Here is a 24,861-nt window from a genome sequence, read left to right as displayed (position 1 = left end):
GCTTTCCTTCCGTTATCCCAGTGCGTGACACTGGGATCTATGTCTTAGTTTAACTACAGAATCTAAAACACTTTTAACTTTTAAACATCTTTCATGAGGCACATATGAATTTCAACATCTTTCAAAGAAAAAAAAGCGCAGTATTTACTAAATATTCTGCTTTGCAGCTAATGATGGAGCCAAGTTGGAGTAAGCGTGATTATGTAAGTTTTGCTGAGGAAGGTTACATAAAAAATGTTATTGCCTTTCGAGCAATTAATATGATTGCAAGTGCTGCATCTTCGGTACCTTTTACTCTCTGCCAGCTTACTGAACAGGGAAAATCGCAATTAAAAGCCCATCCATTACTGAAATTACTTTATTCTCCTAATCCAATGACATCAAAATCGGAATTTATTGAGGGGATTGTAACTTATCGGTTAGTTAACGGCAATTCTTATATATTGATGATTGAGTCACAGAACAGTAGAAAACCACCAACAGAGCTTTATCTTCTGCGCCCCGATAGGGTTGAAATTGTTCCAGGGAGAAATAACGTTCCTTATATCTATCGTTATGCCATAAATAACAACAGTTATGACTTTAAAGTTGATAAACTAACCGGACGTTCAGCAGTGTTGCACCTAAAGACCTTTAACCCTTTGAATGATTGGTATGGGCTATCACCAATTGAGGCAGCTGCATATAGCATAGATCAGCATAATCAGGCGGGTGCTTGGAATCAAGCGATGTTGCAAAATGGGGCAAGACCAAGTGGTGCAATAGTTGTGAAATCAGCGAAAGATGGAAGTGGTGGAAGTTTAAGTCAAGAGCAGTACCAACGCTTAAAAGCGCAGATATAGCTCTTTTTACAATAATCCGAACAGACCGTAATATGCTACTGGCCTGCTATAGCCATAAACACATATCTTATCGCATTCGGACTATTATAAGAAAGGCTATAACACCAAAATTTGGTGAAGATCTGTGCTTGTCGTATGACAAAGATGCAATAGAAATTCTCATGGAAAAAAGACAAAAGTTGTGGAAATATGTAGAAAACGCAAGCTTCATGACGCTCAACGAAAAGAGAGAAGCATTTGGCTTGCCACCACTGCCAGGTGGTGATGAGTTAGGTTAAGTTTGTATCCGTTCAGATGAGTTCATTGTCCCCTAAACCGTACGCCTAAGTAAATCAACTATTTTTCTTGCCAACCAGAGCGGTGAAGATTTGGTCTACATCAAAACTCATCTTAGGACGCCAAATAGGGCCATCCAAATGCATATCGATATAGATTGGATTACTATAATTTGGTGGTATGAAAAAGAACCTGAATATGGAAGCTAAAGCGAAGTTAGATAAGGTTAAATTAGAAGAGATCGACCCTGATGCTTGATCAATCCCGAACTGTAAACTAGTTGAACATATACCACTCTTAATACTTGCTTTTCCGCTAATATTTTCAAAAAATGTTTTACCATTATATATATCAATATAAGCAAGTGTGGAAATTTCAGACTTATTCTTACTGCTTAACAAATTAGTGATAAATGAATTAAAATCCACATTAGTAAATTCTATTCCCTGTGCTTGTAAATTTATATCTCCTGATAAGTTACTAGCCCAATCATGAAAACTTTTTCCTTGAGTTTTGATTTCACCATTTAAGCTTACCTGACCATTTACATTGTCAATTCCTATAACCTTACCAATCTTTTTAGTGTCCAAATTTACAATAGAAAATCTTGTATTCATTGAGTCTGATCTTAAATAACCCTGAAAAAACACTTGCCCGTGTTCTAATACGTAACTTGCCTGCCTGATAGTGATAGTGTTGTTTCTCATTACCGCATCCAAATTAAAATCTTTTAAAACATTCTGCTCGGTTTTAAATTCTGCAGTATTGATTTGCACATTTGCATCAAAGCCTTCTTTATCATCCAAAAAATCAAGCTGCTTTGTTGACCATTGAATTTGATCTATCTCATTTCTTGAATTTCTTTTCGTCTCTACTAAATTTGGTAATGTAATAATTTTTCCATTAAATTTACTGCCCGTAAGGTTAACATCTAATAAAGGTTTGGCGTATTTTTGATCTGCTAATATTTTTGCATTACCGGTAATATCGAAATCTTCTCCAGATAGTTTTATTTTATCTGCAACTAGCTTACCTTTTTCCATTTTCAGCAAAAAATCCAAATTTTTAATTTTCGTATCATTCAATGTAAGGTTATTAACACGGGCCTTTATATTTGCATCATACTGAAAATTTTTCAGCCATTGCATTTTAGGTAAACTGCTAAATAATGAATGATCATATTTATCTGCATCAAGATTATGCATGCTAAATTCACCATCGATCACACTGCGTTTTTTTGTGTGGCTTACTCTAATTGATCCTTGCAAGGATTCCTTATTATTTAGCAGTCTAATGTCTGAGATAGATAATATTCTTGGTGCAAGGTGCAGTTTAGAACTTAGTGTAAATTGATTTTTCTGGTTTTCTTTCATCTTTATAGAAGGGAAAAAACATGAAATGAATGACTCAAAATCATTTCCTTCGACTAATAAATCACCGTTGAATTCAGATAGGACATTATTGTTTGAGATCTCTCCTGATAAGTAAGATATATTATTGATTCCAGGAAATTTAAGAAGCGTATTAACTTTTACTTTGCCATCAGTGGATTTTAGTACAGCACGGAAATTGTCCAATATTTTGTTTTGATATTGAATGTTAGAAGCTTCTATATTAAAATTTAAGCTCAAGTTCTTTGGCACAACTGCTCTAAAACATTCCAGAAGATCCTTCATATTCATTGTTCTTTGTGAATCATTTTGTATGGAATCTAAATCAACTTTACTGAAGCTAATATTGAAATTAGTGTGATTGCCTTTTCTATCATTTTGTATTGTACCGCTGGCTTGCATGCTTTTGGAATCAATTTTTAAGTCAGTTGCCGTAAACTCACTTTCATTAAGACTTATATTGGATGATATCTTGATATTTTCGCTAGGAATAACACAAGAGAGAAAGCTAAGATTAATGATTTTTGCTAAATCACTCACAGAACCGGAACTGTTATTAATTGTTAATGTTAAATTACCCTGGAGTTCTTCTTGATTTCTATTACCTGTAAATAGCAAATTTACAAAATTTGATTCAACACTAATGTGTACATTCCTTTTTGTGATATTAACCTTTCCTGAAAAATCGTAATTATTATCACCTACCTTTACTTTACCAAAAAACTGCTTATTTTTTTTTACAGCAACTTCCTTTATGTTAACAATATCAGCGAAATAATTCTTGAAACTTACTTGGCTGTCTTTTATTACTGTATTGACTGTGTTACCACTGGCGTTTGTATTTATAATATTAAGTAAATTTTCTTTGTTGCTTTTCATGCCAAACAATGTGATTGACTTTGGTTGCAACGAAAATAAAAACAACGATAGGAACGATGGCCTTATTTCAATTTTTCTTACACTAATTAAATCTGACAACTTTTGCTCTTTATTTTCGTTGTATTGTACGTATACATTATAAATAGTGAGCTTTGGGGTAATCAACGAAACTTTAATTTTTCCCCCAATATGCACTTTAGCATCATACGTCTTCTCTAACTCTTTTATGATATATTTCCTGTAGCCACTCCAATCCTTAAAAGTTGCAGCAACATGCACGAGAATTAATAGCAGTGAGATTGATAATATAGCATATAAAGAAAGTCTCATAATTTACACATGCTTAAAGTTTCCCTTAAATATTAAATAGAGAATACCAAAATAAACAATAACACTCAAAGCTATTAAAGTCGTTAAATAAACAATACGAGCCAACATTTTATCAAAAAATAATCCTGCCAACAAAGAATTAAAAATATAAAGGGCTATTGACATGACTGCCGTTGCTACAAAAATTTTCATGACATTTAACAATAACGCTTGGCTAACCTTATACATTTTATTTATTGTTAAATAACTAATTAATAGAATAGAGTTTATCCAAGTGGAAACGGAAGTAGCAATAGCAATCCCCGTATGCTGATACTCGTTCATTAACAAAAGGTTTAGCACTACATTAATTCCAAGACACATTAGCGAAAATATGGTTGGTATTTTCAGATTGCCTTTAGCAAAAAATGTAGGTAGCAATACTTTATTTATAATAAATGCAGGTAAAGAAAGAGAAAATGCTATTAAAGTGGGAACAGTTTGCTGCACTGCATAATGATCAAACCGGCCGTAAGAAAAAAGCGTAAGTAAAATTATGTCGGGAATAATGATAAAGGCAGCAGTTGTTGGCATAATTAACATTAATCCTATGTTGAGAGCCTTGTTCTGTATTTTGACTATATTTTCAGTATTATCCACCTGTTTTGAAATTAAAGGAAGAAGCACTGTACCAATTGCAGTACCGATTATTCCCTGCGGTAGTTGATTTAGTCTATCGGCATAATATATATAGGACACCGCATTTGGTATAAAACTCGCCATGATTGTATCAATCCATAAGCTTATTTGAGTTACACAATTGTTGATAATTGCAGGTATCACACGCTTAAAAAACAACCTTACTTCATTGCTTAATTCAAGGCTAAAAGAAAAAGCTGCCTTTAACTTGTATGCACTAAATAGTATCAAAAGTAGCTGGAAAATTCCTCCTATAAGGACAGCTATAGAAAGATTGTGTGCTGGAGTTTTTACGTAAGGCACAAACAAACTGATGATTAAACAGAGATTCAAAACGATTGGTGCAATAGCTGTTGAAGCAAAATGCTGCTTTACTTGCAGCATTCCACCAATAAGTGATGCAATTGAAACAAAGATTATGTAGGGCATCATAATTCTTGATAAAGTAACAGTAAGGGTAAACTTACTTTGGTCAAATCCAGGAGCAAAAATTTGAATCATATAAGGGGAGAAAGTTTGCATGATAAGGCAAAAAATTACTAAGATAATAAACGTAATGGATATTACACTACTTGCAAAATTAAATGCCTTTTTATTATCATATGATTCTGTCGAGTATAACGGTATGAATGAGGTAGTGAACGCTCCTTCTGCAAAAAATGCTCGAAATAGATTGGCAAAGCGAAACGAAGAAAAAAATATGTCTGCAAGAGAGTTCGCACCAATAACCGTAGCAATCAATACATCCCTTATTAACCCTGAGATCCTTGAAATAGCCGTAAAAAAACTAAATGTGAAAATACTTTTAAACATATCACTACTTCATTAGTGTCAATACAATTAACTATAATAGTAAAAATATCAATGAAAATATTTATTGGCTAAACTTAAAACCCTCTGCAAAAGGAGAGTTAAATAATCAATTGACTATTTGCGCTCTTATGTTAGAAATTTTATATCTTGGCGGGCGTAGCTCAGTTGGTAGAGCGTCAGTTTGTGGTACTGAATGTCGCCAGTTCGATCCTGGTCGCTCGCCCCACTAAAACCCGATAATTTGAAAAACCGTCATCCCGCTGCTTGTTAGCGGGATCTAGAGATACCGTGACGGTATGACGTGAGTTAGCTATACATTGGCCACTGATGATTGAAATAGTTATAGCCTTTCTTATAATAGTCCGAATGCGATAAGATATGTGTTTATGGCTATAGCAGGCCAGTAGCATATTACGGTCTGTTCGGATTATTGTAAAAAGAGCTATAATTACTGTAAAATTTGACATTAACCGCTAATAGTTAGAATATTAGTAGAGTAAGAATTACTCAAGAAGGCATGCATAAATATGATGTAGTAGTAGTAGGTGGTGGTCATGCAGGGTGCGAAGCTGCTGCAGCTGCAGCTCGCCTTGGTGCAAACACGCTGCTTATAACTCATAAAATTTCAACTATAGGGGAAATGTCCTGCAATCCAGCAATCGGAGGAGTTGCAAAGGGCGTTGTAGTCAGGGAAGTTGACGCTCTTGATGGAATAATGGGAAGAGCAATCGATCAAGCAAGTATACACTCAGTCATTTTAAATAGCAGCAGAGGTGCGGCGGTGTGGGGACCACGTGCACAGGCAGACCGAAAATTGTACAAGCAAGCAATACAGGAAATTATTCTAAATTATAACAATTTGACGGTAAAAGAAGAGTCGGTTGACGATTTCCTTATAGAGAGTAATAACAATGGAGAATTGTGCATTAAAGCTGTAATAACAAGCTCAGGGGAACATATACTAACAGGTAAAGTTGTTTTAACTACGGGAACTTTCCTGCAAGGTGTAATTCATATAGGAGAGCAGGTAACTCCTTCAGGGAGAATGGGAGATAAGCCTGCAGTAGAACTTGCAAATACGTTGAAGAAATATAATTTTAAATTAGGTAGATTGCGCACCGGAACTCCGCCAAGGCTTGATCGTGGCACTATAAACTGGTCAATATTGCAAGAACAAGTGGGTGATAATCCACCTGTGCCGTTTTCTTATCTCACAGAAAAAATTAACCAACCTCAGGTATCATGCTTTATTACCCATACTAATGAAAACACGCATAAAATAATTAGAGAGAATCTGCACAGGTCAGCTTCTTCGTATTTAGATGATATTATAGCACCAAGATACTGCCCATCCATTGAAACTAAGGTTAAAAAATTCGCAGAAAAAAGTAGTCATCAAATATTTTTAGAACCAGAGGGCTTGAATGATGATACTGTATACCCAAACGGAATTTCAAATTCATTGCCTGTTGAAGTGCAGCGTGAAATGATAAAGAGTATTAAAGGACTTGAAAATGCAGAAATATTGAGGTCTGGATATGCAGTTGAGTATGACTATATTGATCCACGAGAACTAAGCCATACTCTTGAAACTAAGAAAATTAAAGGCCTATATTTTGCTGGCCAAATTAATGGCACTACTGGATATGAAGAAGCAGCAGGGCAAGGAATTATTGCCGGAATTAATGCAGCACTCTCTGCATCTGAAAAAAAAGAAAGCTTTGTTCTTCATCGCACAGACTCATATATCGGCGTAATGATAGATGATCTAGTCACCAAAGGGGTGATCGAACCTTATAGATTATTTACCTCGCGTGCAGAATATCGGCTAGCTATCAGGTCAGACAATGCAGATAGGAGATTAACACAAAAAGGTTATGATATTTCCCTTGTGTCGCATGAGAGATACTCTGTTTTACAGAATAAACTTAAATCTATTAAGCAACTTGAAGAAAAACTAGAGAGTTTGACGATTACTCCTGAGCAGCTTAGGTCTTATGGTATCAAAATATCTTATGATGGGATAAGAAAAACGGCACTAGATCTACTTAGCTATCCAAACATCGACTGGAATAAATTACAAGAAATATGGCCGGAGTTAAGCAGCATCACGCGCTGGGATGGCACCGCAATGGGTAGCATAACTAAGAATGAAATATGCGAAGCGGTTGAAATTGAAGCAAAATACAAACCTTATCTAATAAGACAAGAAGCGGATATGAAGTTTTTACGAGAGGAAATTAACACTCAAATTCCAATTGATTTTAACTATTCACAAGTTAAAGGCCTGTCAAGTGAAGTAATAGAAAAGTTGCAGACGATAAAACCAGCGACGATTGGCATTGCAAAGCAAATACAAGGCATCACTCCTGCAGCGATAGTGAGCATATTAGTGTATTTGAGAAACAGGAAAACGAAAGTGGCTGCTAATTTTGTATGAGGTGTTCTATGTCAAAAATCGAAGAATTTCGTTCTTTTATGCACGAGATAAACGTTGATGCATTTATGTTGCATACTAAAGATGAATATTTAAATGAGTATTCAGAGGAGCTAACAAAGCTGTGTGGCTTTACAGGAACAAATGGGCTACTTATCGTTACAAAAGACAACAAGTGCCCATTTTTTACGGATGGACGCTATATTACACAAGCTCGCAATCAGCTCGATCGGGGCAATTTTCAAGTATATAATATACAAGAAGAGGATCCACGCGAATGGATAAAAGCAAACTTAACATCGACTGCCTCACTAGGTTATTATTTGCAATATTTTACCATCGAAGATATAAGAAAGTATGAGAATATCTGTAAATTAATACCCTGTTTAGCTGGAAAAAAAAGTGACTATCGAAAACAAGCAGTGGTTTTACATTCTATTAAATATGCTGGTAAAAGTAGTAAGGACAAATGTGAAAAAATAGCTAGAAGCGTAGATAAAGGAGCTGAAGCAGTGCTTTTAACTGATCCAAATTCAATTTCATGGTTATTAAATTTAAGAAACGAAAATGCTAAATATACTCCATGTATATTGGGTCGTGCTATATTGTATAAAAGCGGTAATGTTGATTTGTTTATTCAAGATAAAGAACATTCAACTATAGAAGCAAATTTAGGCAATCATGTAAATATTTTTGATATTAGTGAGCTAGAAAATTCGCTGCACAAGCTAAATTCAATAGTTATAGATCCAAACACAACTCCAATGAGTATCATGGCTGTAATAAAAGATAAACAGGTAGCTGAGAGAGAAGATCTTTGTCTAATTTATAAAGCAGCAAAAAACCAAACTGAAATAGCTGGGGCTATAAATGCGCATATCAGAGATGGAGTGGCAGTTACAAATTTTCTATATTGGCTTGAAAATAATGTTGGTACAGAACTTGAAGCTGAAGAAAAGATTTTAGAATACAGAAAAGAGCAGAATTTGTTTAAGCAACTAAGTTTTCCAATAATTTCAGCATTTAATGAGAATGGAGCAATAATTCACTATCGTGCAAGCAGTAAGACGAATAAGGTAATTCAGAAAGATGGACTGTATTTGATTGATTCTGGTGGTCAGTACCTTGACGGCACAACTGATGTGACAAGAACTGTAGTAGTTGGTAATCCGACCAATGAGCAAATAACCCACTATACAATAGTACTCAAGGCTCACATTGCTATAGCAAGTGTCGTCTTTCCCCCCGGCACTACTGGTGGAGAATTGGATATATTGGCACGTACGCATTTATGGAAATTTGGAATGGACTATATGCATGGTACAGGGCATGGAGTAGGAAGTTACCTATCAGTACACGAAGGACCACAAGCAATATCAAAAAGTAATAAAGTGAAACTCACGCCAGGGGTGATACTTTCCAACGAACCTGGCTATTACATTCCGGGAGAGTATGGAATAAGGATTGAAAATCTGATGTATGTCAACAGACAAGAAAACGGCTTCTTAAACTTTAAACAACTGACCTCTATTCCATATGATAGAAGACTAATAAATGTGCAAATGCTTACTAAGGATGAAATTGAATGGATAAATGGCTACCATCAATTTGTCTATAAAAACTTAGAAAATAGCGTAAAAGATAAGGAATGGTTAAAGAAGGTATGTGACCCTTTATAAGCAAAGGAGCATTTTTTATTATTTAAAAAGTATTAATGCAATTGTGACAGGTATTTTGTATTGTTTTTAATTTTAAAATAATATATAATAAAGAACACGTATTTTTAGGTAGGTTATAATTATGATAGACAAAGGGCAAGAAGATGGATTTATGAAGCAGTATATGGATACTTGCAAAGAGCAAATAGAAAAATTAGCCAAGGATCCTGAATTGCTTAATCAGACTTTAAAACCATTTATGCAGATGTCTCAGCAGCTTATGGCTGGCGGTATGTTAGAAGGGGATATGCCTGGCATGATACCTGATTTGGGCAGTATGGATGTTAACAAGATGATTGCTCAGATGAAGGAAATGATTGACTACATAAGAGGTAACTATAAGGAACTAATGAAAGAGCACACCTCGCAGATTCAAGAGCTTGATGAATCCAGTAGAAAGCTAAGAGGCTTAGTTAAAAAATTGATAGAAAAGATCGAAAGTAAGTAAATAACATCTGGATTTCTGTCATTCTATATACAACTTTCTAGTTGGACGGTAAGTCGAGGTCAATTATAAATGCTATGCAAGTAGTGTAGCTACTTGCATAGCATTTATACCAGTTTTCGTAAATAAATAAGGTACGTTGCTTAAGGCTGCAGTTATAGTTAGGTATTTTTTCTAGTTTGTTTTCTTATTTCTGAGGTTTATAGCTAAGGTTTTCCCTGCGTCATACCGCGATTCATTCGCGGTATCTCAGCCGCTAACTAGTAGCGGAATGACGGTTTTTCAAATCGTCGATGAACCTAAGTTACTTTATCTGTAGTATCGGGAACGTAATTGCACATAGGTTTTACAAATTTGAAAATTAGTGTTAAATAAAAATATAAACGCAAAAGGAAAAGAAATGATTGAACTTAAAGGCCCAGAAGTTTGTGCAGGCGGAAATAAGAAAAATTTGATTATTTTTTTACATGGTTGGGGCTCAAGTGGCGATAATTTCATTCACCTTGCTAAAGTTATGAGCAAGTTTTTACTGGGTTCATATTTTGCAGTACCCAATGCTCCGTTTGAAAGAGAAATAGGTGATGGTTATCAGTGGTTCAGCTTGGAAGATCGTAGTGAGGAAGCGCTATATAATGGAGTAAAAAATGCTACATCAATTGTAAATCATTTCATTGATACAAAATTAAAGGAGCTTAATTTAAAAGATACGCAACTTTCTTTAGTTGGATTTTCTCAAGGAGCAATGCTTGCAATACATACAGCTCTCACCCGCTCTCAATCCTGTGCATCAGTTGTTGCATACTCTGGTAGATTTCTTTCACCTTCAAAAACTGCACCAGAGATCAAGTCAAAACCTAACATATGTGTTATCCATGGTGATGCTGACGACGTGGTACCTTTTTCGTCCCTCGACTTAGCGGTTAAAGCTCTGAAAGAAAATGGAGTAAATGTTGAAGGACACCCAATTCATGCATTAGGGCATATTATTAATGAAGAGGGAATAAAATTAGGAGTAGAATTTATCAAGAAGAATTTTAAAAATTAATTTTCATGCACTTGTTTTGCTTTGGTTATGGATATGTAGCTAAATTTTTATCGAAAAAATTACTGAACTTAGGTTGGAAAGTCAGTGGCACATCAAGAAGTAAAAATATACAAGATGTAATCCTCTTTAATTATGAGAAAGTTAGTCAAGATCTGCTTAAAAGCGCAACGCACGTTTTAATTTCTATTCCTCCAGATGGCGATGATGTTGTGGAGAGATACGGTGATTGCCTGCAAAATGTAAAATGGCTTGGTTATTTGTCTGCAACTAGCGTCTATGGTGATCACTCTGGTAATTGGGTGGATGAGGAATCTGAAACAAGACCTATAGAAATCAGAGGAGAAAAGCGCCTTAAATCTGAAAAGAAGTGGCTAAATAGCAAACTGCCTGTACATATTTTTCGTTTAGCTGGAATATACGGCCCTAGTAGGAACGTGTTAATTGACTTGCAGCTTGGCAAAGCAAGAAATGTGAAAAAAGAAGGGCATTTTTTTTCTCGTATTCACGTTGAAGATATATCAAATATTTTATTTTCTTCCATGCAAAACATAAAACCTGGTGAAATATACAATTGTGCAGACGATTTACCCACTACACAATCTGAAGTGGTAATATATGCGACCAAACTTCTCAATGTTAGCCCTCCAGAACCAATTGAGTTACCAGATTATGCACAGAGTTTTTATTTAGGATCAAAGAGAGTAAGTAATGTTAAAATTAAAAAAGATCTTAATGTCTCTCTAATTTATCCTAACTACAAGGTGGGATTAGAGAGTTTGCACGTAAACAAAACTGAAATCACATCAGAATGATAGATAGGCTTATTGTCACTGCCATTAAGTTAAGGAAAGAATGGTTAAAAACTGAACTAAAAAGTCAGAAATAATTAAGGATTTATGACAAATGCTGAAACAGAATAGAGTAAACTTTAAAGCAGATAAACTCTGAAGTGTAAATTACTTAAGAAATAGTGACCTTACCCAGAAAAAGTGGAGAGAAAGAAAAGAGTTTTTTCGGGTAAAATAAAATTTTGGAGGATTAGAAATGGTAAGAGAATATACAGCAGAATTCAAATTGGAAGCTGTTAAACTGGCAAATGAACAAAGAAAGGCAGGTCAAACAATTACAAAAATAGCAAGAGATTTAGGAATAAAGGGTGGTTTATTAGGAAAATGGATAAAGAAACACAACGAAAAAAAGTCGGCAGCAGATGCATTTCCAGGTAGAGGTAACATGGCTCCTTACGACAAAGAGAGGTTTGATTTACAAAGCAAGAGTAACAAGGGAAAGAGACATTTAAAAAAAAGCCCTGGCCAGTCAAAAAGAGTAAAATATTTTTTTATATAGTATAGCCTTTCTTATAATAGTCCGAATGCGATAAGATATGTGTTTATGGCTATAGCAGGCCAGTAGCATATTACGGTCTGTTCGGATTATTGTAAAAAGAGCTATAACTATTGCATTCCAGAACAATTTGATGCATCATTCTTTTTGTAAAAAACATTCCACACTTTCTCTCCACTTTTTCTGGGTAAGGTCAAATTTCTTCTACTAGGTTTTGATATTACATATGTGTACATCCCCATCATGAATGCTATTTTCGGTAAAATCTCTTACAACGCTCAAAAGCAGAAAAACAAAAACTTGATTTTCTCAGCTAAATAGTGGACCATCAAAAGCACGCATAAATATCTACAATGAAAGAAAAAACTTTCACAATTATCGATGGCTATGGTTTTCTTTTCAGAGCTTACTATGTACTACCTCACTTAATTACCACAACAGGAATGCCAATAGGTGGTGTATATGGCTTTCTGAATATGGTTCTTAAGTACATTGCCCATTCGGACTACTTAATTATAGCACTTGATGCAGGGAAAAAGAATTTTAGGCACAATTTATATTCTGAATACAAAGCAAACAGAGTAACGCCTCCTGAGGATCTCACTTTACAGTTTGCAATATTGAGAGAAGCGGTAGAAGCTTTTAACCTCAGCTATGAAGAAATTGAAGGTTATGAAGCAGATGACATAATCGCAACACTAGCTGCAAAATACGCCAACCACCAAGACTTTAAAGTGGTAGTCGTTTCATCAGATAAAGATTTGTTTCAACTCTTGAACCACAATATTTTAATATTCGACCCCATTAAAAATATATACATAGATGAAAAACGAGTAGTAGAAAAATTTGGTGTAAACTCACACAAGCTTCTTGATTTATTTTCTCTAACTGGTGATGCATCTGATAACATTCCAGGCGTTCCAGGAATAGGCCCAAAAACTGCCACTAAATTATTAGATGAATTTGATTCATTGAATAATATTATAGAGAACATTGATAAAATCGAGCAAACGAGGATTCGTAATATTCTTACCGAACATAAGGAAAAAGCACTAATTTCAAGAGAACTTTTATCACTATGCGAAAAAGTAGACCTTCAACATGATATTGCAAAATATGAAGTCCATTCTCCAAACATGGAGAAATTGTTATCCTTTTTAAAGAAGTATGAATTCAATTCCTTGATAGGGAAAGTGGAAAAGCTTTTTTCCTATAGTGGGTCTAGCACAGAAGAAAAAATAGAGTATAGTAGTGAAGAGTTAGAGAAATTTTTAGAGCACTGTAGATATGAAGGCAAAATTGCAATTCATTACCACCTTGAAAACAATGTATTAAGTCTATCTTATAGCGAAAGTAATATTTTTTATATAGAGCAAGACAGCATACAAGATGCACTCATTATAATTAACTCAACTTTACTCTCAAATGGGGCGCTTAAAATAATACATAACATTAAAGAAATCAGGAAAATCTTCCCTACAGTAGAGAAGATGCTAGATTTAGTTGATGATTTGATGATAATGTCGTATAGCTTGGATACAGGAAAGCATGATCACAGTATTCCAAACATAGTTGCGCATAATTTGAGTGAAAATGCAGAAATTTTCTCGGCAAAAACTTTAATAGCAATTCATGAAAAGCTAAAGCAAAGGTTATTTCAGGAAAAATTGCTCACAATTTACGAGCGCTTCGATAAGCCACTTATGAAAGTAATATTTGATATGGAGAAAAATGGGATATTACTGAACATACAAAAATTACAGGAGCTGTCCGATAAATTTCAGCAGGTAATTGCCGTGCTTGAAGATGAGATATATAATTTGGCAGGAGAAAGATTTAATATTGCTTCGCCAAAACAATTAAGTGATGTTTTATTCAACAAAATGGGGCTTAATAAAAAGAAAAAGTCAAAAAAATCTGGATCGTATAGCACCAATTATGAAGTTCTAGAGGCACTCGAAGAAGAAGGGGTAGAAATCGCAAGTAAAATTCTAAATTGGCGACATTTAAGTAAATTAAAAGGCACCTACACTGATGCGCTAATAAAGCAAGTTGATTCCATTGATGGTAGAATACACACAAGCTTTTCAACGACTGCAACTGCAACTGGAAGGCTGAGCTCCAGCAATCCTAATTTACAGAATATTCCTATCAGAAGCGAAGAGGGAAATCTCATCAGACAAGCATTTATTGCGCCAAAAGGGCATAAGATAATTTCTGCTGACTATTCACAAATAGAGTTAAGACTCCTGGCACACGTTGCAAACGTTGCAGCATTTAAAGAAGCTTTTGCAAACGGACAAGATATTCATGAGATCACCGCTAGGCAAGTTTTTGGAGTGCAAGAAATAGATGAGCAATTAAGACGCAAAGCAAAATCCATCAATTTTGGAATTATATATGGCATTAGCCCATTTGGTCTTGCAAAGCGGCTTGGAATTACCATTGCGGAAGCTGCTGAATACATTAATTACTATTTTTCCTGTTACCCAGAAATAAAGGCCTATATGGAAAAAGCAGTGTCTATCGCAAGATTGCATGGTTATGTAGAAACTTTGTTTGGCAGGAGATGCTTTGTAAGAGACATAAACAATACAATTCCTTATATAAGACAATTTGCAGAAAGGGCAGCAATAAACGCACCACTGCAAGGCACCGCCGCTGATATAATAAAACGTGCGACGATTCAGCTTTTTGACCAATTAAAAGTAGGTAAAATAATCCTCCAGGTTCACGATGAACTACTGGTTGAAGTAGAAGACGAAAAGGTACAAGAAACAGCAAAACTTATGAAAGATATAATGGAAAATGCAATAGAAATTTCTGTACCACTTGAAGTAGAAATAAAAGTTGGCGACAACTGGGGTCTAAATTCCCTTAATTATGACTTAAACATCGTGAATTCTAGGAGTATAAATCATTTGAACTAATACGAAAAATATGTTAGAATAGAGCATAGCAAATGCAAATAGGTCAGCCATGATAGGCACACAAGTAAAAAGTTCAAAACCTCCAAAGTTACCTACTCAGGTAATCTATGATGCCTTTATACAATTGCTAAAAAACAAAGTACAACCTAAAGAATTAAAGGAAGATGACGAGGCAGTACTCGCTTTCATGCTAAGTCAGAATCAAACTATATTCAATAATGTCAAGCTAGAAGATGTAGAACCACTCAGTGAAGAGAATTTTTCTCAGTTTTTACTTTCTGTGTTTAAAGAAATTAGGGAGCAAGGCTTAGCTAGAGAAGAGAAATTAAATGATGATAAAATACGACAAATAATAACCAAGTGTGTAGCTGATATACGGGGTACAGAAGCTAAAGATTCATCCATAAAGTTCGTATTGGAAATGCCGCTGCTGCTAATTGGAGGGATCAAAATAGACCCGAAAAATATCTCTGGCTCCTTTATGGATGGGGTGAAAGAAAAAATACCATTCTTAGGTAAAGACAAAAAAGAGGAAGATGAACCACCACTTAGTGATGAAGAGATGGTAAAAACGTTCTTACGTAAATCTTTATTTCCTATTACTCTTTTTGCTTTTTCAGCATTAATATTTGGCACTGGCCCAATTGCATTAGCAATTAGTGGTGGTCTCCTTGTATGGACTGAAGTAAGTACAATCAAAAGTCTTTTTTCAAATAACAAAAAAGGTACTTTGTATGACCCTAGCTCACAAGATAAAGATGATACAGAAAAGAGAGCAAAATTGAATAAAAAAATTTGCGATGGTATCAATAAAATTTTAGGAACCCCAGTCGAGAAGGCTAAAGGGAGTGAGCAACCCATTTCTGTTTCTGAACAAATTTCCCAAGGAAAAGAAAAGAGTGAACAACAACCTGTTCCTGAGCAAATTTCCCAGGAAAACAACAGGGAAAACGAAGAAAGCAAACAGCAAGATCAACCTTGGACAAGAAAGGAAAACGAACGAAAGGAAGAAAACACAAGCAACAAACAAGCAGGGATTACCTAGGTTTGCCAAAAGTGAGTTGTGTAAGAGGTCTACTATTATTCTATAGCACATACAACAGGAGTATGGTCAGACGGATTTTCTAGCTTACGCAATCTATCATCTATGTAGCATGTTTCCAATTTATCTACAGCTTGTGGTGATAACAGCATATAATCTATGCGCATTCCTTGATTATTTCTGAGTGAATTGCCTTGATAATGCCACCAAGTGAATTGTTGCAAATTTGGGTGAGATATTCTAAACGCATCTTTAAACCCAAGATTCAAGATTTCTCTTAACTTCTCACGTTCTTTTATATGAAAGCACACTTGGCCATTCAATAAGTTTGAATCAAAGACATCAATTTCATCCGGTGCAACATTATAATCGCCAGCTATAATAGTTAACTCTTCATTCTTTAACAAAGTGCTCATCCTTTCATATAGATTATCAAAAAACTTGAGTTTATATTCAAATGCTTGAGAGTCCGGGCTTTGACCGTTTGGAACGTATACACTTCCCACCCTTACCTTCTGATTATTGTGCTTTATTATGCACTCTATATAACGCGCTTCTTGATAACCTTCTACGATATCAATTTTAAACTTTTCCAGTATTGGATATTTAGATAAAACACAAACGCCATTTCTTGCAACTTGTCCATAGATAGCATATTCATATCCTAACTTTTCTATCTCTGCATAAGGAAATTGCTCTTCTGTACATTTTATCTCTTGCAACAAAACTATATCTATCTGACTATCAACTATAAAACTACAAAGTTGGTTAACTCTTTTACGTATGGAGTTTACATTCCAAGTTGCAATCTTTAGCATCAGCAATCCTTATTAATTATATCAATTAAACTCTCTCCAGTAGGCAACCTCGATGTTATAATTTTTTTCCATTTGATTAACTTTAAACTATCAGCAATGTTCTTGCTCATGGTATATGCAACTGCATTATTCATCACATGAGATAGCCCACTTTTTAGAACTAATGAACAAAATATCCTTGCTGTCTGTGAGGAAAAAAAAGCAACACTATCAATTTTACCATCCAACAGTAAATTTTTACACCTATTAGTTAGATTCCTTTTTATAATTGTTTTATAGAGTACAACTTCTCTTACGTTGAAATCTTCTTCAGATAATCTCTTTTTTAGGTCACATGATACTTCTTGTCCCCTTATATATAAGAACTTTATTGCGTTTGAATAATGAGCTTTTATGAATGATATCAGACCATCAACGTTGCTGTCTGCTGAGATTATATCAGAAAATCCCAAATTTTTTGCAGCCTGCATGGTTGAATTACCAACTGTAATAATCGGAAAGTCATCCACTTTGCATATTTGACTAAAAGCCTTTACACTGTTTTTACTTGTGGATATTACAACGTCAAATTCGTGCGCAGATATATCAGGATTTAAGTACTTTATTGTGAATACTGGTTCTATAAAAACTTTGTATCCATACTTTTTCAATATATTTCTTGTATTGAACGAGTCCAATAAAGGCCTCGTTAATAAAATAGACTTCATTCTGATTTATTTCACTACCAGTAAAATAATATCCTTTATACACAAATTACTAAATAAAAACTTTTATTTTGATAGCTTGAGCAATTATTCAAGTAATTGATGTGGAAGTAGGAGTACTAAGCGCTCCTACCCCAATAAGCCCACAATTTCTGCTTACACTTTTTTGACGCTAATTACATCGAACTCTTTTGAATGGCTTCCTTCAGTGGAATTATATAGCTAATATTCCTGTATAAGTTAATACTTGAGCTGCTTTTGCAGTTAGGGAGTGGTCATCAGTAGGTTTTTTTGCCTGTGGTTCGCTAATCCTAGTCCGAACGATATTAGTTGCCATAAAGGCACAGCCTAGAATAAAAAAGGCAGTGGAAACAAAAGGAATGATAGGAGATTCAAAGGGCAATATAGATGTAATTCCTCCTATTAAAAACAAAACGTTAGATGTAATATCAAGACAGATCTTCGTTAGTTTTTCTTGTCCAGGAGTGTTTTCTACACCAAGCTGCTTATTAAGATCACGCTGCCTAAAATGATCAGCTAATGACCATATGTTTAAGGTAGATGAAAGTACACTTAATATAGTGCAGGCAATACTAAAATACAGACTTAAGACAGGAATATTCAAGACCAATGCCGCTGTGTATCCAATGAAAGAGATAGTAGATAGTGTAGTAACTAAGCGTTTCGAGTAAGTTCGTACCTTCTTTCTGCAGGCTAACTTATTTTTTTCACTATACATAGCATGAATATTACCTAATATGTTATATTATAACATTAATTAATTCAATAAGCAATATGGAAGCTAAGAGTGCCCGAGAGAAGACTTGAACTTCCACAACTTAAAAAGTTACTAGCACCTGAAGCTAGCGCGTCTACCAATTCCGCCACCCGGGCTTTTTATAGTTTACTATGTTAAAGTTAAATAATATACTTAAACAATTTTTAGTTCAAAGGTAATGCCAAATCTAGATCAAATATTTTTTGCTCAAAACAATGTTAATATTAATAACGTATATAAAATAGTCAATAACGCTTTGAGCAATAGCGATGGTGGTGAGCTGTTTCTAGAATTTTGCCAGTCGGAGTCCCTGGTTTTTGAGGATAACATATTAAAACACATGGACTTGAATACTAGAAGGGGATTTGGTTTAAGGTCTTTTTGTGAAGATAGTACATCTTTCGTTTGTTCTTCTGAGATCAGCGAAAAAGAAATTAGTAATGCTGCTTCTATGGTAAAAAGCTCAGTGTCTTTAAACAAGACAAATTCAATAAATTTAAACGAAGAGACAAAAAGCCTATATTCGAGGATTAACCCTATAAATGAAATGGATCTGAATTCAAAGATTAAGCTACTCAATGAGGTTAATGAGTATGTAAGGTCCAAAAATAACTGCGTGAAGCAAGTAAAAATAACTCTAAGTGGAGAATGGCAAGTTGTACAAATAATAAAGGGTGATCACAGATTAAGCGATATCAGGCCTCTGGTACGTTTTAATGTGCTAGTCATTGTAGAAAAAGATGGCCGTACCGAAAGAGGTTCTGCAGGGCATGGTGGAAGGGACTCTTATAGTAAGTTTATTTCTGAGAAAAAGTGGAAAGAAGTTGCAAACCAAGCGTTAGAACAAGCACTGGTAAATCTTGAAGCAATTCCAACTCCAGCCGGAGAAATGACAGTCGTTTTAGGTCCAGGCTGGCCAGGAATATTGTTACACGAAGCCGTGGGTCATGGACTTGAGGGCGACTTCAATCGCAAAAAAGTCTCAGCATTTTCAAATTCTGTGGGTAAACAAGTAGCAGCTAGTGACATCACAGTAGTTGATGACGGAACTCTGCCCAATTTGCGCGGCTCTATCAGCGTAGACGATGAAGGCACTCCACCCAGTTATAATATATTGATAGAGGATGGGATCCTAAAAGGATACATGCAGGATCATATGAACGCTAAACTCATGGGCGTAAGCCCAACTGGTAATGGTAGAAGAGAAAGTTATAAAGAAGTTATTATGCCGCGCATGACAAACACCTATATGTTGCCCGGAAAGTATACACCGAAGGAAATAATATCTAGCGTAAAGAAAGGTCTATATGCAGTAAATTTCGGTGGTGGGCAGGTTGATATAACGTCAGGAAAATTTGTTTTTTCATCTTCGGAAGCTTACCTAATAGAAAATGGCAAAATTACACAGCCAGTAAAAGGAGCAACACTAATTGGTGACGGTCCAACAGTGTTGAAAAAAGTATCTATGGTTGGTAATGACTTAAAGTTAGATCCTGGTGTTGGCACATGCTCGAAAGATGGACAAAATGTGCCCGTTGGAGTTGGTCAGCCGACACTCAAAGTCGACGCAATAACTGTTGGTGGAACTGAGATATAGATAAGGGCTAAAACGGATTCCAGCGCACGGCGCACAGCTGTACAAACATTATGATTTGGAAGCAATTGCCACCAATAGGGTGTCATTCCAGTGTCTGGGCACTGCCTTTGTGTTTGAGGCAAAACTGGCTATAACATTTAACACACTGCTTTCGCAAATAAATGTTCGTACAGTTATGTGTCAGCTACTTGGATGACACTTTTGTACTTGATGCAAGATTATATCTTGAAAAAATTAAGTTTTAATGCTATAAAACAATTGTAAATTTTGTCTCCGTGGTAGCTTTATGAATGTTGAAAGTAAAAAAATACACGATGCTAAAATAAAATTACCAATATTTCTTGATTATCAATCTACTACTAAAGTAGATCCCCGTGTTTTAGAGGTGATGATACCTTACTTTGGTGAGTTCAGCAATGCACACTCTCGCAGCCATTCATTTGGTTGGACTGCTGAAGAAGCAGTGGAAAAAGCAAGGAAACACATCGCTGATCTGGTGAACGCAGATAGCAAAGAAATTATCTTTACCTCAGGTGCAACTGAGTCAAATAATACAGCAATCAAGGGCGTTGCTCACTTTTATAAAAATAAAGGAAATCATATAATCACTGTCTGCACGGAGCATAAGTGTGTTCTGGATTCTTGTCGGCATCTGGAAAATGAAGGCTTTAAAGTTACATATTTGCCTGTTAAGCAAAACGGAATTATAGATTTATCAAAGCTTGAGGAAGCAATTACTGATCAAACAATCCTGGTTTCAGTGATGATGGTAAATAATGAAATCGGAGTAATTCAGCCTGTCAAAGAAATTGGTGTAATATGTAGAAAGCATAATATATTTTTCCACACAGATGCAGCTCAAAGCTTTGGAAAAGTTCCAATTGATGTTAATGAGATGTGCATTGATCTTATGAGTCTCTCTAGCCACAAAATTTATGGACCTATGGGAATAGGCGCATTATATGTACGTAGAAAGAATCCTCGTGTTAGGCTGATACCACTAATTAGTGGTGGTGGACAGGAAAGAGGCATGCGTTCTGGAACAGTTCCAACACCTCTTGCAGTTGGTTTTGGTGAAGCGGCACGTATTCCTAGAGAAGAAATGAAAAAAGAAACAACTAGAGTGGAAGAATTAAGGGATATTTTGTATAACAAGATAAAAGAAGCGTTTCCTGATATCGTTTTAAATGGTGATTATGAAAATAGAATTCCTGGCAACCTAAACTTGAGCTTTCCCTATGTTGAGGGTGAGTCTCTCATCATGGCAATCAAGGATTTAGCAGTAAGTTCTGGTTCTGCGTGCACGTCTGCGTCTCTTGAGCCTTCCTATGTAGTACGGTCGCTAAATAATGGCCATGACCTTGAGCATTCATCAATTAGATTTGGCCTAGGCCGATTTACAACTAGAGAAGAAGTTTTGTATGCAGCAGATCTTGTTGCTAAAAATGTTGGCCGACTGAGAGAAATGAGCCCACTTTGGGAGATGGTACAAGAAGGAGTAGATTTGAACACCGTGAAATGGGACTCTCATTAAATGTATCCGTTCCAACTGCAAATGCACTTTGAAATTACTCTGTACCGTTCACACTTAATTCTTCAATCTCACTAATAGAAAGGCCAGTAAACTTGACAATAGTGTTGACATCAACATTATTAGCCAGCATTGCTTTTGCGACTTCAATTTTCCCTTCCTCTTTACCGATTTTGATGCCTCTTTCTTCGCCAATTTGGATGCCTTTTTCAGTAGCAAGATCAAGTCTGTATTCAAGAATGGCTTCTTCTTTCCGTAGATCCATTATTCTTTCTTCGTAAGCTACTAAATCTTTTTCATTCCAGCTAAACCTGTCTAATTCATCGTAGGCTAACTTTATTATTGGTGCTTTTTCTGCTATTTTCCTTAATTCTTCTTCCGTAGTTTCATCTGCATATTTGAAGAAAAATAACCAACGATCCACTATACTTTCTAGCTGTTCTTCCTTATTCTTAGGAAATTTAGGTAGTTCAATAAATACAAATTGAAAATCTTTTAAGTCATGCTCATTGGTTTTCTCATCTCTTATAGTGTGGCTGGATATATAATCAAGCTTATCAGGAAATAAATTACAATTAGAGATAGCAATAAAGAAAACCTTCTTTAAATCAATGTACTTACCAGATTTATCAGCTTGCCTTGAGTAAGCCTTAGCAGCATATAGTTGAGCTCGTTTTTCGAAGCCTTTATCGCGAGTGAGCTGCATTTCAATCACATACCTGGCCCCACTGGAATCCCTGCAAAGAACATCAACTATACTTTGCTTATCAGAGGCAATTTCAGGATCCATTATAGTACTGAGGAATTCCACTTCTTGTATAGTATTTATCTCGGTAAACCCTAAAATATCATTCAAAAAATGTATGAGAATATTCTTATTTTTTTCAGTGCCAAAGATTCTTTTAAAGGTTAAATCCAGCTTAGGGTCGAGAAACTTAGATAAAGCCATAGCCAAAGTGCTTAAAAATATTAATAATTATACACTATTATTAACAATTATTCAACCATATTTTTGAAGATAGCTATGCCGCCGCGAACCGTCATACCGCCGCGGTATCTCGGCATAGATTCCGCTAACAAGTAGCGGAATGACGATTGTGTATCGTGCTTTGCTAAAAAAAAATCACAGAATGCAGTCTGGTTACATTACTCTAGCTATACGCAACAACTTTACTTTCAACAATTTTGTGAGCAATAATACGACTTTCACAATCAATATTTATTATATCAGATAGTGAATTAATATCGGTATAACTACCAAAACTTTCCATTGTTGATTCCACTACCTCTACTATTTCCAAAAAGCCGATTCGTGACTTCAAAAATTCATTAACAGCTATTTCATTTGCAGCATTGAGCACAATACTATTTGCTTGTGGAGTAGAAGAGTTTAACACTTCCATGCTAAGCTTTAGCACAGGGAAATGCTTATGGTCTGGCTCTTGAAAGGTCAATTTTCCTTGCTTTGTTAGGTCTAGTTTATAATTCAAAGCTGATCTTTCCGGCCAAGATAGAGCATATGAAATAGGAATTGCCATGTCAGTTTTTGCAAGCACAGCAAAGTTGAACCCATCCTTATAAGTTACAATTCCATGTACTATTGACTCAGGATGCACTACTGCTTCAATTTTATCCGGGCTGATATTAAACAAGTTATGTGCTTCTATTATCTCTAGTGCCTTATTCATCATTGTTGCGCTATCAACCGAGATTTTCTTTCCCATATTCCAAGTGGGGTGACTAAGCGCCTGATCTACCATGATATTTCTTAATTGCTCAAGGCTATAATTTAAGAATGGTCCACCAGAAGCAGTAAGTATGATCTTTTCTACGCATTTGTCGTCATTTTGCAAAATTTGAAAAATTGCATTGTGCTCAGAGTCAATAGGGATTATTTGTACATTTTTTTCTTTAGCTTTTTTGAGTAATAACTTTCCACCGCAAACAATGCTTTCTTTGTTTGCCAATGCAATGACTTTGGTACCGCTTTCTATAACTTCCATAACTGGCCCAAGGCCTGCAATGCCAACTATTGCAACAACTGAGAGATCAACAGGTATAGCAGCAATATTTGTAGCACCAATTGCTATTTTTACATCTGTACCAAGTAAACTTTCTTTCAAATCTTTGTAAAACCTTTCATCGGAGATAGCAACATATTTTGCATTTAGCAGTTTTGCTTGGTGTGCCAGTAGAGCAAAGTTCGAATGGGCACTTAGTGCTTCCACTTGGTATTCTTCTCTTCTCTTTGAGAGCAAATCTACAGTCTTTTGTCCAATGCTTCCTGTTGATCCTAAAACTGAAACCTTTTTCACTAAGACAAACTCATAACAATAGCAACTTTTCTTGCGAACCCAACTATTCAATAGTTTTTAAGCGTTTAACCAAGTTCATGCCCGTGGTCATCGCCAACAGATGGTGAAGGACCAGGTGAAAAAGATTGACCATGGTGATCACCTGCATCATGCATGTCTTGCAAACCATCAGCATTATGAGCTATTTCGTTATTGGCATGAGGGTAATCATCTGAGTGATGTCCATCATCACCATGAGCCATATCCATTCCTTCTGATGGCATATCTTCCCCACCTCCACCTGAAAAATATTCTGCAAGGCCTTCAAGAAGTTTTATGCCAAACATATTACCTGACTTTCCAAACAATGTTACTAGACTACTGCCACTCACCAAGCCTTCAAATACGTTACTATAAGCAGCAATTGCTCCTTCATGAAAGTTGAATAACCATTTCATTCCATCCACGACTGTTGAAACAGAGTCACTATGACCAAGACCAAAACCACTTTTCTCACCAGCGGCTTCTTGGTGTTGTTGCTGCGCTTGCCATTCTGCAATGTTTGGACCTTGAGCTTCACTCATAAATTTTTACTCTCAACCTTAAGCTATTATTTTATCACAAATATTGCAAAATATCAATAGAGCTTTTGAATATAGCTAATACAAGTATAGCTCTTTTTACAATAATCCGAACAGACCGTAATATGCTACTGGCCTGCTATAGCCATAAACACATATCTTATCGCATTCGGACTATTATAAGAAAGGCTATAATTTCTGCCATCCTATATATAGCTAAATTGACTTACGACAATTTGAAAAACCGTCATTCCGCTACTAGTTAGCGGAATCTATGCCGAGATACCGCGAATGAATCGCGGTATGACGTGTTAGCTATAGGATCCAGTTTGAAAAAAATCTGAATTCCAATGTCCACTACCTTTTACAAAGTTAAAACTTAAAAATA

21 protein-coding genes, 2 tRNA genes and 1 pseudogene are annotated in these 24,861 nt (G+C 35.5%); 14 read left to right on the top strand and 10 right to left on the bottom strand.

Going from position 1 to position 24,861, the window contains the following annotated elements:
• The first annotated feature begins 104 nt into the window (after positions 1 to 104).
• Positions 105 to 1,120 (top strand): annotated as a pseudogene (locus OPR46_RS06430) (phage portal protein).
• 54 nt (positions 1,121 to 1,174) lie between these two features.
• Here the strand turns inward: OPR46_RS06430 and OPR46_RS06420 are convergent.
• Complete coding sequence (locus tag OPR46_RS06420; protein ID WP_265043356.1) at positions 1,175 to 3,718, bottom strand: AsmA-like C-terminal region-containing protein; 2,544 nt, start codon at positions 3,716 to 3,718, stop codon at positions 1,175 to 1,177.
• Between the two features lie 3 nt (positions 3,719 to 3,721).
• Positions 3,722 to 5,209 carry a murein biosynthesis integral membrane protein MurJ gene (murJ, locus tag OPR46_RS06415; protein ID WP_010962984.1) on the bottom strand — a complete coding sequence of 496 codons (1,488 nt, stop codon included), beginning with the start codon at positions 5,207 to 5,209 and terminating at the stop codon, positions 3,722 to 3,724.
• 150 nt (positions 5,210 to 5,359) lie between these two features.
• On the opposite strand from murJ, the gene OPR46_RS06410 reads away from it, so the two are divergent.
• From OPR46_RS06410 to OPR46_RS06380, 7 genes are all read left to right on the top strand, one after another.
• Positions 5,360 to 5,435 (top strand) — tRNA-His (locus tag OPR46_RS06410).
• 291 nt (positions 5,436 to 5,726) lie between these two features.
• Positions 5,727 to 7,649 (top strand): tRNA uridine-5-carboxymethylaminomethyl(34) synthesis enzyme MnmG, encoded by a 1,923-nt coding sequence (gene mnmG / locus OPR46_RS06405; RefSeq protein WP_265043355.1) that lies wholly within the window; start codon positions 5,727 to 5,729, stop codon positions 7,647 to 7,649.
• Positions 7,650 to 7,657: 8 nt separating this feature from the next.
• Positions 7,658 to 9,325 carry an aminopeptidase P family protein gene (locus tag OPR46_RS06400; protein WP_265043354.1) on the top strand — a complete coding sequence of 556 codons (1,668 nt, stop codon included), beginning with the start codon at positions 7,658 to 7,660 and terminating at the stop codon, positions 9,323 to 9,325.
• 121 nt (positions 9,326 to 9,446) lie between these two features.
• On the top strand, positions 9,447 to 9,812 hold the full coding sequence (locus OPR46_RS06395; protein WP_265043353.1) for a hypothetical protein: 366 nt from the start codon (positions 9,447 to 9,449) through the stop codon (positions 9,810 to 9,812).
• A gap of 397 nt (positions 9,813 to 10,209) precedes the next feature.
• On the top strand, positions 10,210 to 10,854 hold the full coding sequence (locus tag OPR46_RS06390) for an alpha/beta hydrolase (protein ID WP_265043350.1): 645 nt from the start codon (positions 10,210 to 10,212) through the stop codon (positions 10,852 to 10,854).
• Between the two features lie 5 nt (positions 10,855 to 10,859).
• Positions 10,860 to 11,666: an SDR family oxidoreductase gene (locus tag OPR46_RS06385; protein WP_213863192.1), complete on the top strand. Its 807-nt coding sequence runs from the start codon at positions 10,860 to 10,862 to the stop codon at positions 11,664 to 11,666.
• A gap of 232 nt (positions 11,667 to 11,898) precedes the next feature.
• Positions 11,899 to 12,201 (top strand): transposase, encoded by a 303-nt coding sequence (locus tag OPR46_RS06380; protein ID WP_081600753.1) that lies wholly within the window; start codon positions 11,899 to 11,901, stop codon positions 12,199 to 12,201.
• On the opposite strand, the gene OPR46_RS06375 is transcribed toward OPR46_RS06380, so the two are convergent.
• Positions 12,172 to 12,327, bottom strand: a complete 156-nt coding sequence (locus OPR46_RS06375; RefSeq protein ID WP_265043347.1) for a hypothetical protein — start codon at positions 12,325 to 12,327, stop codon at positions 12,172 to 12,174. The two genes, OPR46_RS06380 and OPR46_RS06375, sit on opposite strands and share 30 nt — an antisense overlap.
• 224 nt (positions 12,328 to 12,551) lie before the next feature.
• Here OPR46_RS06375 and polA point away from each other — a divergent pair, with 224 nt between their 5' ends.
• Together polA and OPR46_RS06365 are read left to right on the top strand one after the other, a co-directional pair.
• Entirely contained in the window at positions 12,552 to 15,128 is a 2,577-nt protein-coding gene (polA, locus tag OPR46_RS06370) for a DNA polymerase I (RefSeq protein ID WP_265043346.1), read from the top strand.
• 49 nt (positions 15,129 to 15,177) lie between these two features.
• On the top strand, positions 15,178 to 16,173 hold the full coding sequence (locus tag OPR46_RS06365) for a hypothetical protein (RefSeq protein ID WP_174516012.1): 996 nt from the start codon (positions 15,178 to 15,180) through the stop codon (positions 16,171 to 16,173).
• 35 nt (positions 16,174 to 16,208) lie between these two features.
• Here the strand turns inward: OPR46_RS06365 and OPR46_RS06360 are convergent, their stop codons facing one another.
• From OPR46_RS06360 to OPR46_RS06345, 4 genes are all read right to left on the bottom strand, one after another.
• Entirely contained in the window at positions 16,209 to 16,988 is a 780-nt protein-coding gene (locus OPR46_RS06360; protein ID WP_265043345.1) for an exodeoxyribonuclease III, read from the bottom strand.
• The gene (locus OPR46_RS06355) at positions 16,988 to 17,695 is read right to left on the bottom strand and encodes a uroporphyrinogen-III synthase (protein ID WP_265043344.1); all 708 of its coding nucleotides are present in this window, start codon (positions 17,693 to 17,695) and stop codon (positions 16,988 to 16,990) included. Before OPR46_RS06355 ends, OPR46_RS06360 begins: the two co-directional genes overlap by 1 nt.
• A gap of 211 nt (positions 17,696 to 17,906) precedes the next feature.
• Positions 17,907 to 18,431: a hypothetical protein gene (locus tag OPR46_RS06350; protein ID WP_265043343.1), complete on the bottom strand. Its 525-nt coding sequence runs from the start codon at positions 18,429 to 18,431 to the stop codon at positions 17,907 to 17,909.
• 70 nt (positions 18,432 to 18,501) lie between these two features.
• Positions 18,502 to 18,586: transfer RNA gene (locus OPR46_RS06345), tRNA-Leu, on the bottom strand.
• 62 nt (positions 18,587 to 18,648) lie between these two features.
• Between OPR46_RS06345 and tldD the strand changes: the two genes are divergently transcribed.
• From tldD to OPR46_RS06330, 3 genes are all read left to right on the top strand, one after another.
• Positions 18,649 to 20,067 (top strand): metalloprotease TldD, encoded by a 1,419-nt coding sequence (tldD, locus tag OPR46_RS06340; protein ID WP_010962974.1) that lies wholly within the window; start codon positions 18,649 to 18,651, stop codon positions 20,065 to 20,067.
• Positions 20,068 to 20,122: 55 nt separating this feature from the next.
• Entirely contained in the window at positions 20,123 to 20,263 is a 141-nt protein-coding gene (locus tag OPR46_RS06335) for a hypothetical protein (RefSeq protein ID WP_265043342.1), read from the top strand.
• A 90-nt stretch (positions 20,264 to 20,353) separates the two neighbouring features.
• The gene (locus tag OPR46_RS06330; RefSeq protein ID WP_265043341.1) at positions 20,354 to 21,601 is read left to right on the top strand and encodes an IscS subfamily cysteine desulfurase; all 1,248 of its coding nucleotides are present in this window, start codon (positions 20,354 to 20,356) and stop codon (positions 21,599 to 21,601) included.
• A gap of 34 nt (positions 21,602 to 21,635) precedes the next feature.
• Here OPR46_RS06330 and OPR46_RS06325 read toward each other — a convergent pair whose 3' ends face one another.
• The 3 genes from OPR46_RS06325 to OPR46_RS06315 all read right to left on the bottom strand — a co-directional run bounded on the left by OPR46_RS06325 (position 21,636) and on the right by OPR46_RS06315 (position 24,476).
• Positions 21,636 to 22,547, bottom strand: coding sequence for an Rpn family recombination-promoting nuclease/putative transposase (locus OPR46_RS06325; protein ID WP_265043339.1), 912 nt, complete (start codon positions 22,545 to 22,547; stop codon positions 21,636 to 21,638).
• Between the two features lie 202 nt (positions 22,548 to 22,749).
• Complete coding sequence (gene dxr, locus OPR46_RS06320) at positions 22,750 to 23,913, bottom strand: 1-deoxy-D-xylulose-5-phosphate reductoisomerase (RefSeq protein WP_265043337.1); 1,164 nt, start codon at positions 23,911 to 23,913, stop codon at positions 22,750 to 22,752.
• A 65-nt stretch (positions 23,914 to 23,978) separates the two neighbouring features.
• Positions 23,979 to 24,476 carry a hypothetical protein gene (locus tag OPR46_RS06315; RefSeq protein WP_265043335.1) on the bottom strand — a complete coding sequence of 166 codons (498 nt, stop codon included), beginning with the start codon at positions 24,474 to 24,476 and terminating at the stop codon, positions 23,979 to 23,981.
• 65 nt (positions 24,477 to 24,541) lie between these two features.
• Here OPR46_RS06315 and OPR46_RS06310 point away from each other — a divergent pair, with 65 nt between their 5' ends.
• Positions 24,542 to 24,739 (top strand): hypothetical protein, encoded by a 198-nt coding sequence (locus OPR46_RS06310; protein WP_265043333.1) that lies wholly within the window; start codon positions 24,542 to 24,544, stop codon positions 24,737 to 24,739.
• Positions 24,740 to 24,861 lie beyond the last annotated feature (122 nt).

Source organism: Wolbachia endosymbiont (group A) of Scambus nigricans, assembly GCF_947251485.1.
Lineage (GTDB): Bacteria > Pseudomonadota > Alphaproteobacteria > Rickettsiales > Anaplasmataceae > Wolbachia > Wolbachia pipientis.
The sequence above is the reverse complement of the archived record's forward strand: the minus strand, read 5'-3'. Positions and strand labels throughout refer to the sequence as shown.

Bases quoted from the DNA above. Each gene is read 5' to 3' on its own strand.
- OPR46_RS06365 (WP_174516012.1), top strand. From the start codon at position 15,178: ATGATAGGCACACAAGTAAAAAGTTCAAAACCTCCAAAGTTACCTACT.
- OPR46_RS06420 (WP_265043356.1), bottom strand. From the start codon at position 3,718: ATGAGACTTTCTTTATATGCTATATTATCAATCTCACTGCTATTAATT.
- murJ (WP_010962984.1), bottom strand. From the start codon at position 5,209: ATGTTTAAAAGTATTTTCACATTTAGTTTTTTTACGGCTATTTCAAGG.
- polA (WP_265043346.1), top strand. From the start codon at position 12,552: ATGAAAGAAAAAACTTTCACAATTATCGATGGCTATGGTTTTCTTTTC.
- tldD (WP_010962974.1), top strand. From the start codon at position 18,649: ATGCCAAATCTAGATCAAATATTTTTTGCTCAAAACAATGTTAATATT.
- OPR46_RS06315 (WP_265043335.1), bottom strand. From the start codon at position 24,476: ATGAGTGAAGCTCAAGGTCCAAACATTGCAGAATGGCAAGCGCAGCAA.
- OPR46_RS06330 (WP_265043341.1), top strand. From the start codon at position 20,354: ATGAATGTTGAAAGTAAAAAAATACACGATGCTAAAATAAAATTACCA.
- mnmG (WP_265043355.1), top strand. From the start codon at position 5,727: ATGCATAAATATGATGTAGTAGTAGTAGGTGGTGGTCATGCAGGGTGC.
- OPR46_RS06385 (WP_213863192.1), top strand. From the start codon at position 10,860: ATGCACTTGTTTTGCTTTGGTTATGGATATGTAGCTAAATTTTTATCG.
- OPR46_RS06350 (WP_265043343.1), bottom strand. From the start codon at position 18,431: ATGTATAGTGAAAAAAATAAGTTAGCCTGCAGAAAGAAGGTACGAACT.
- OPR46_RS06395 (WP_265043353.1), top strand. From the start codon at position 9,447: ATGATAGACAAAGGGCAAGAAGATGGATTTATGAAGCAGTATATGGAT.
- OPR46_RS06360 (WP_265043345.1), bottom strand. From the start codon at position 16,988: ATGCTAAAGATTGCAACTTGGAATGTAAACTCCATACGTAAAAGAGTT.
- OPR46_RS06380 (WP_081600753.1), top strand. From the start codon at position 11,899: ATGGTAAGAGAATATACAGCAGAATTCAAATTGGAAGCTGTTAAACTG.
- OPR46_RS06325 (WP_265043339.1), bottom strand. From the start codon at position 22,547: ATGGCTTTATCTAAGTTTCTCGACCCTAAGCTGGATTTAACCTTTAAA.
- OPR46_RS06390 (WP_265043350.1), top strand. From the start codon at position 10,210: ATGATTGAACTTAAAGGCCCAGAAGTTTGTGCAGGCGGAAATAAGAAA.
- OPR46_RS06355 (WP_265043344.1), bottom strand. From the start codon at position 17,695: ATGAAGTCTATTTTATTAACGAGGCCTTTATTGGACTCGTTCAATACA.
- OPR46_RS06400 (WP_265043354.1), top strand. From the start codon at position 7,658: ATGTCAAAAATCGAAGAATTTCGTTCTTTTATGCACGAGATAAACGTT.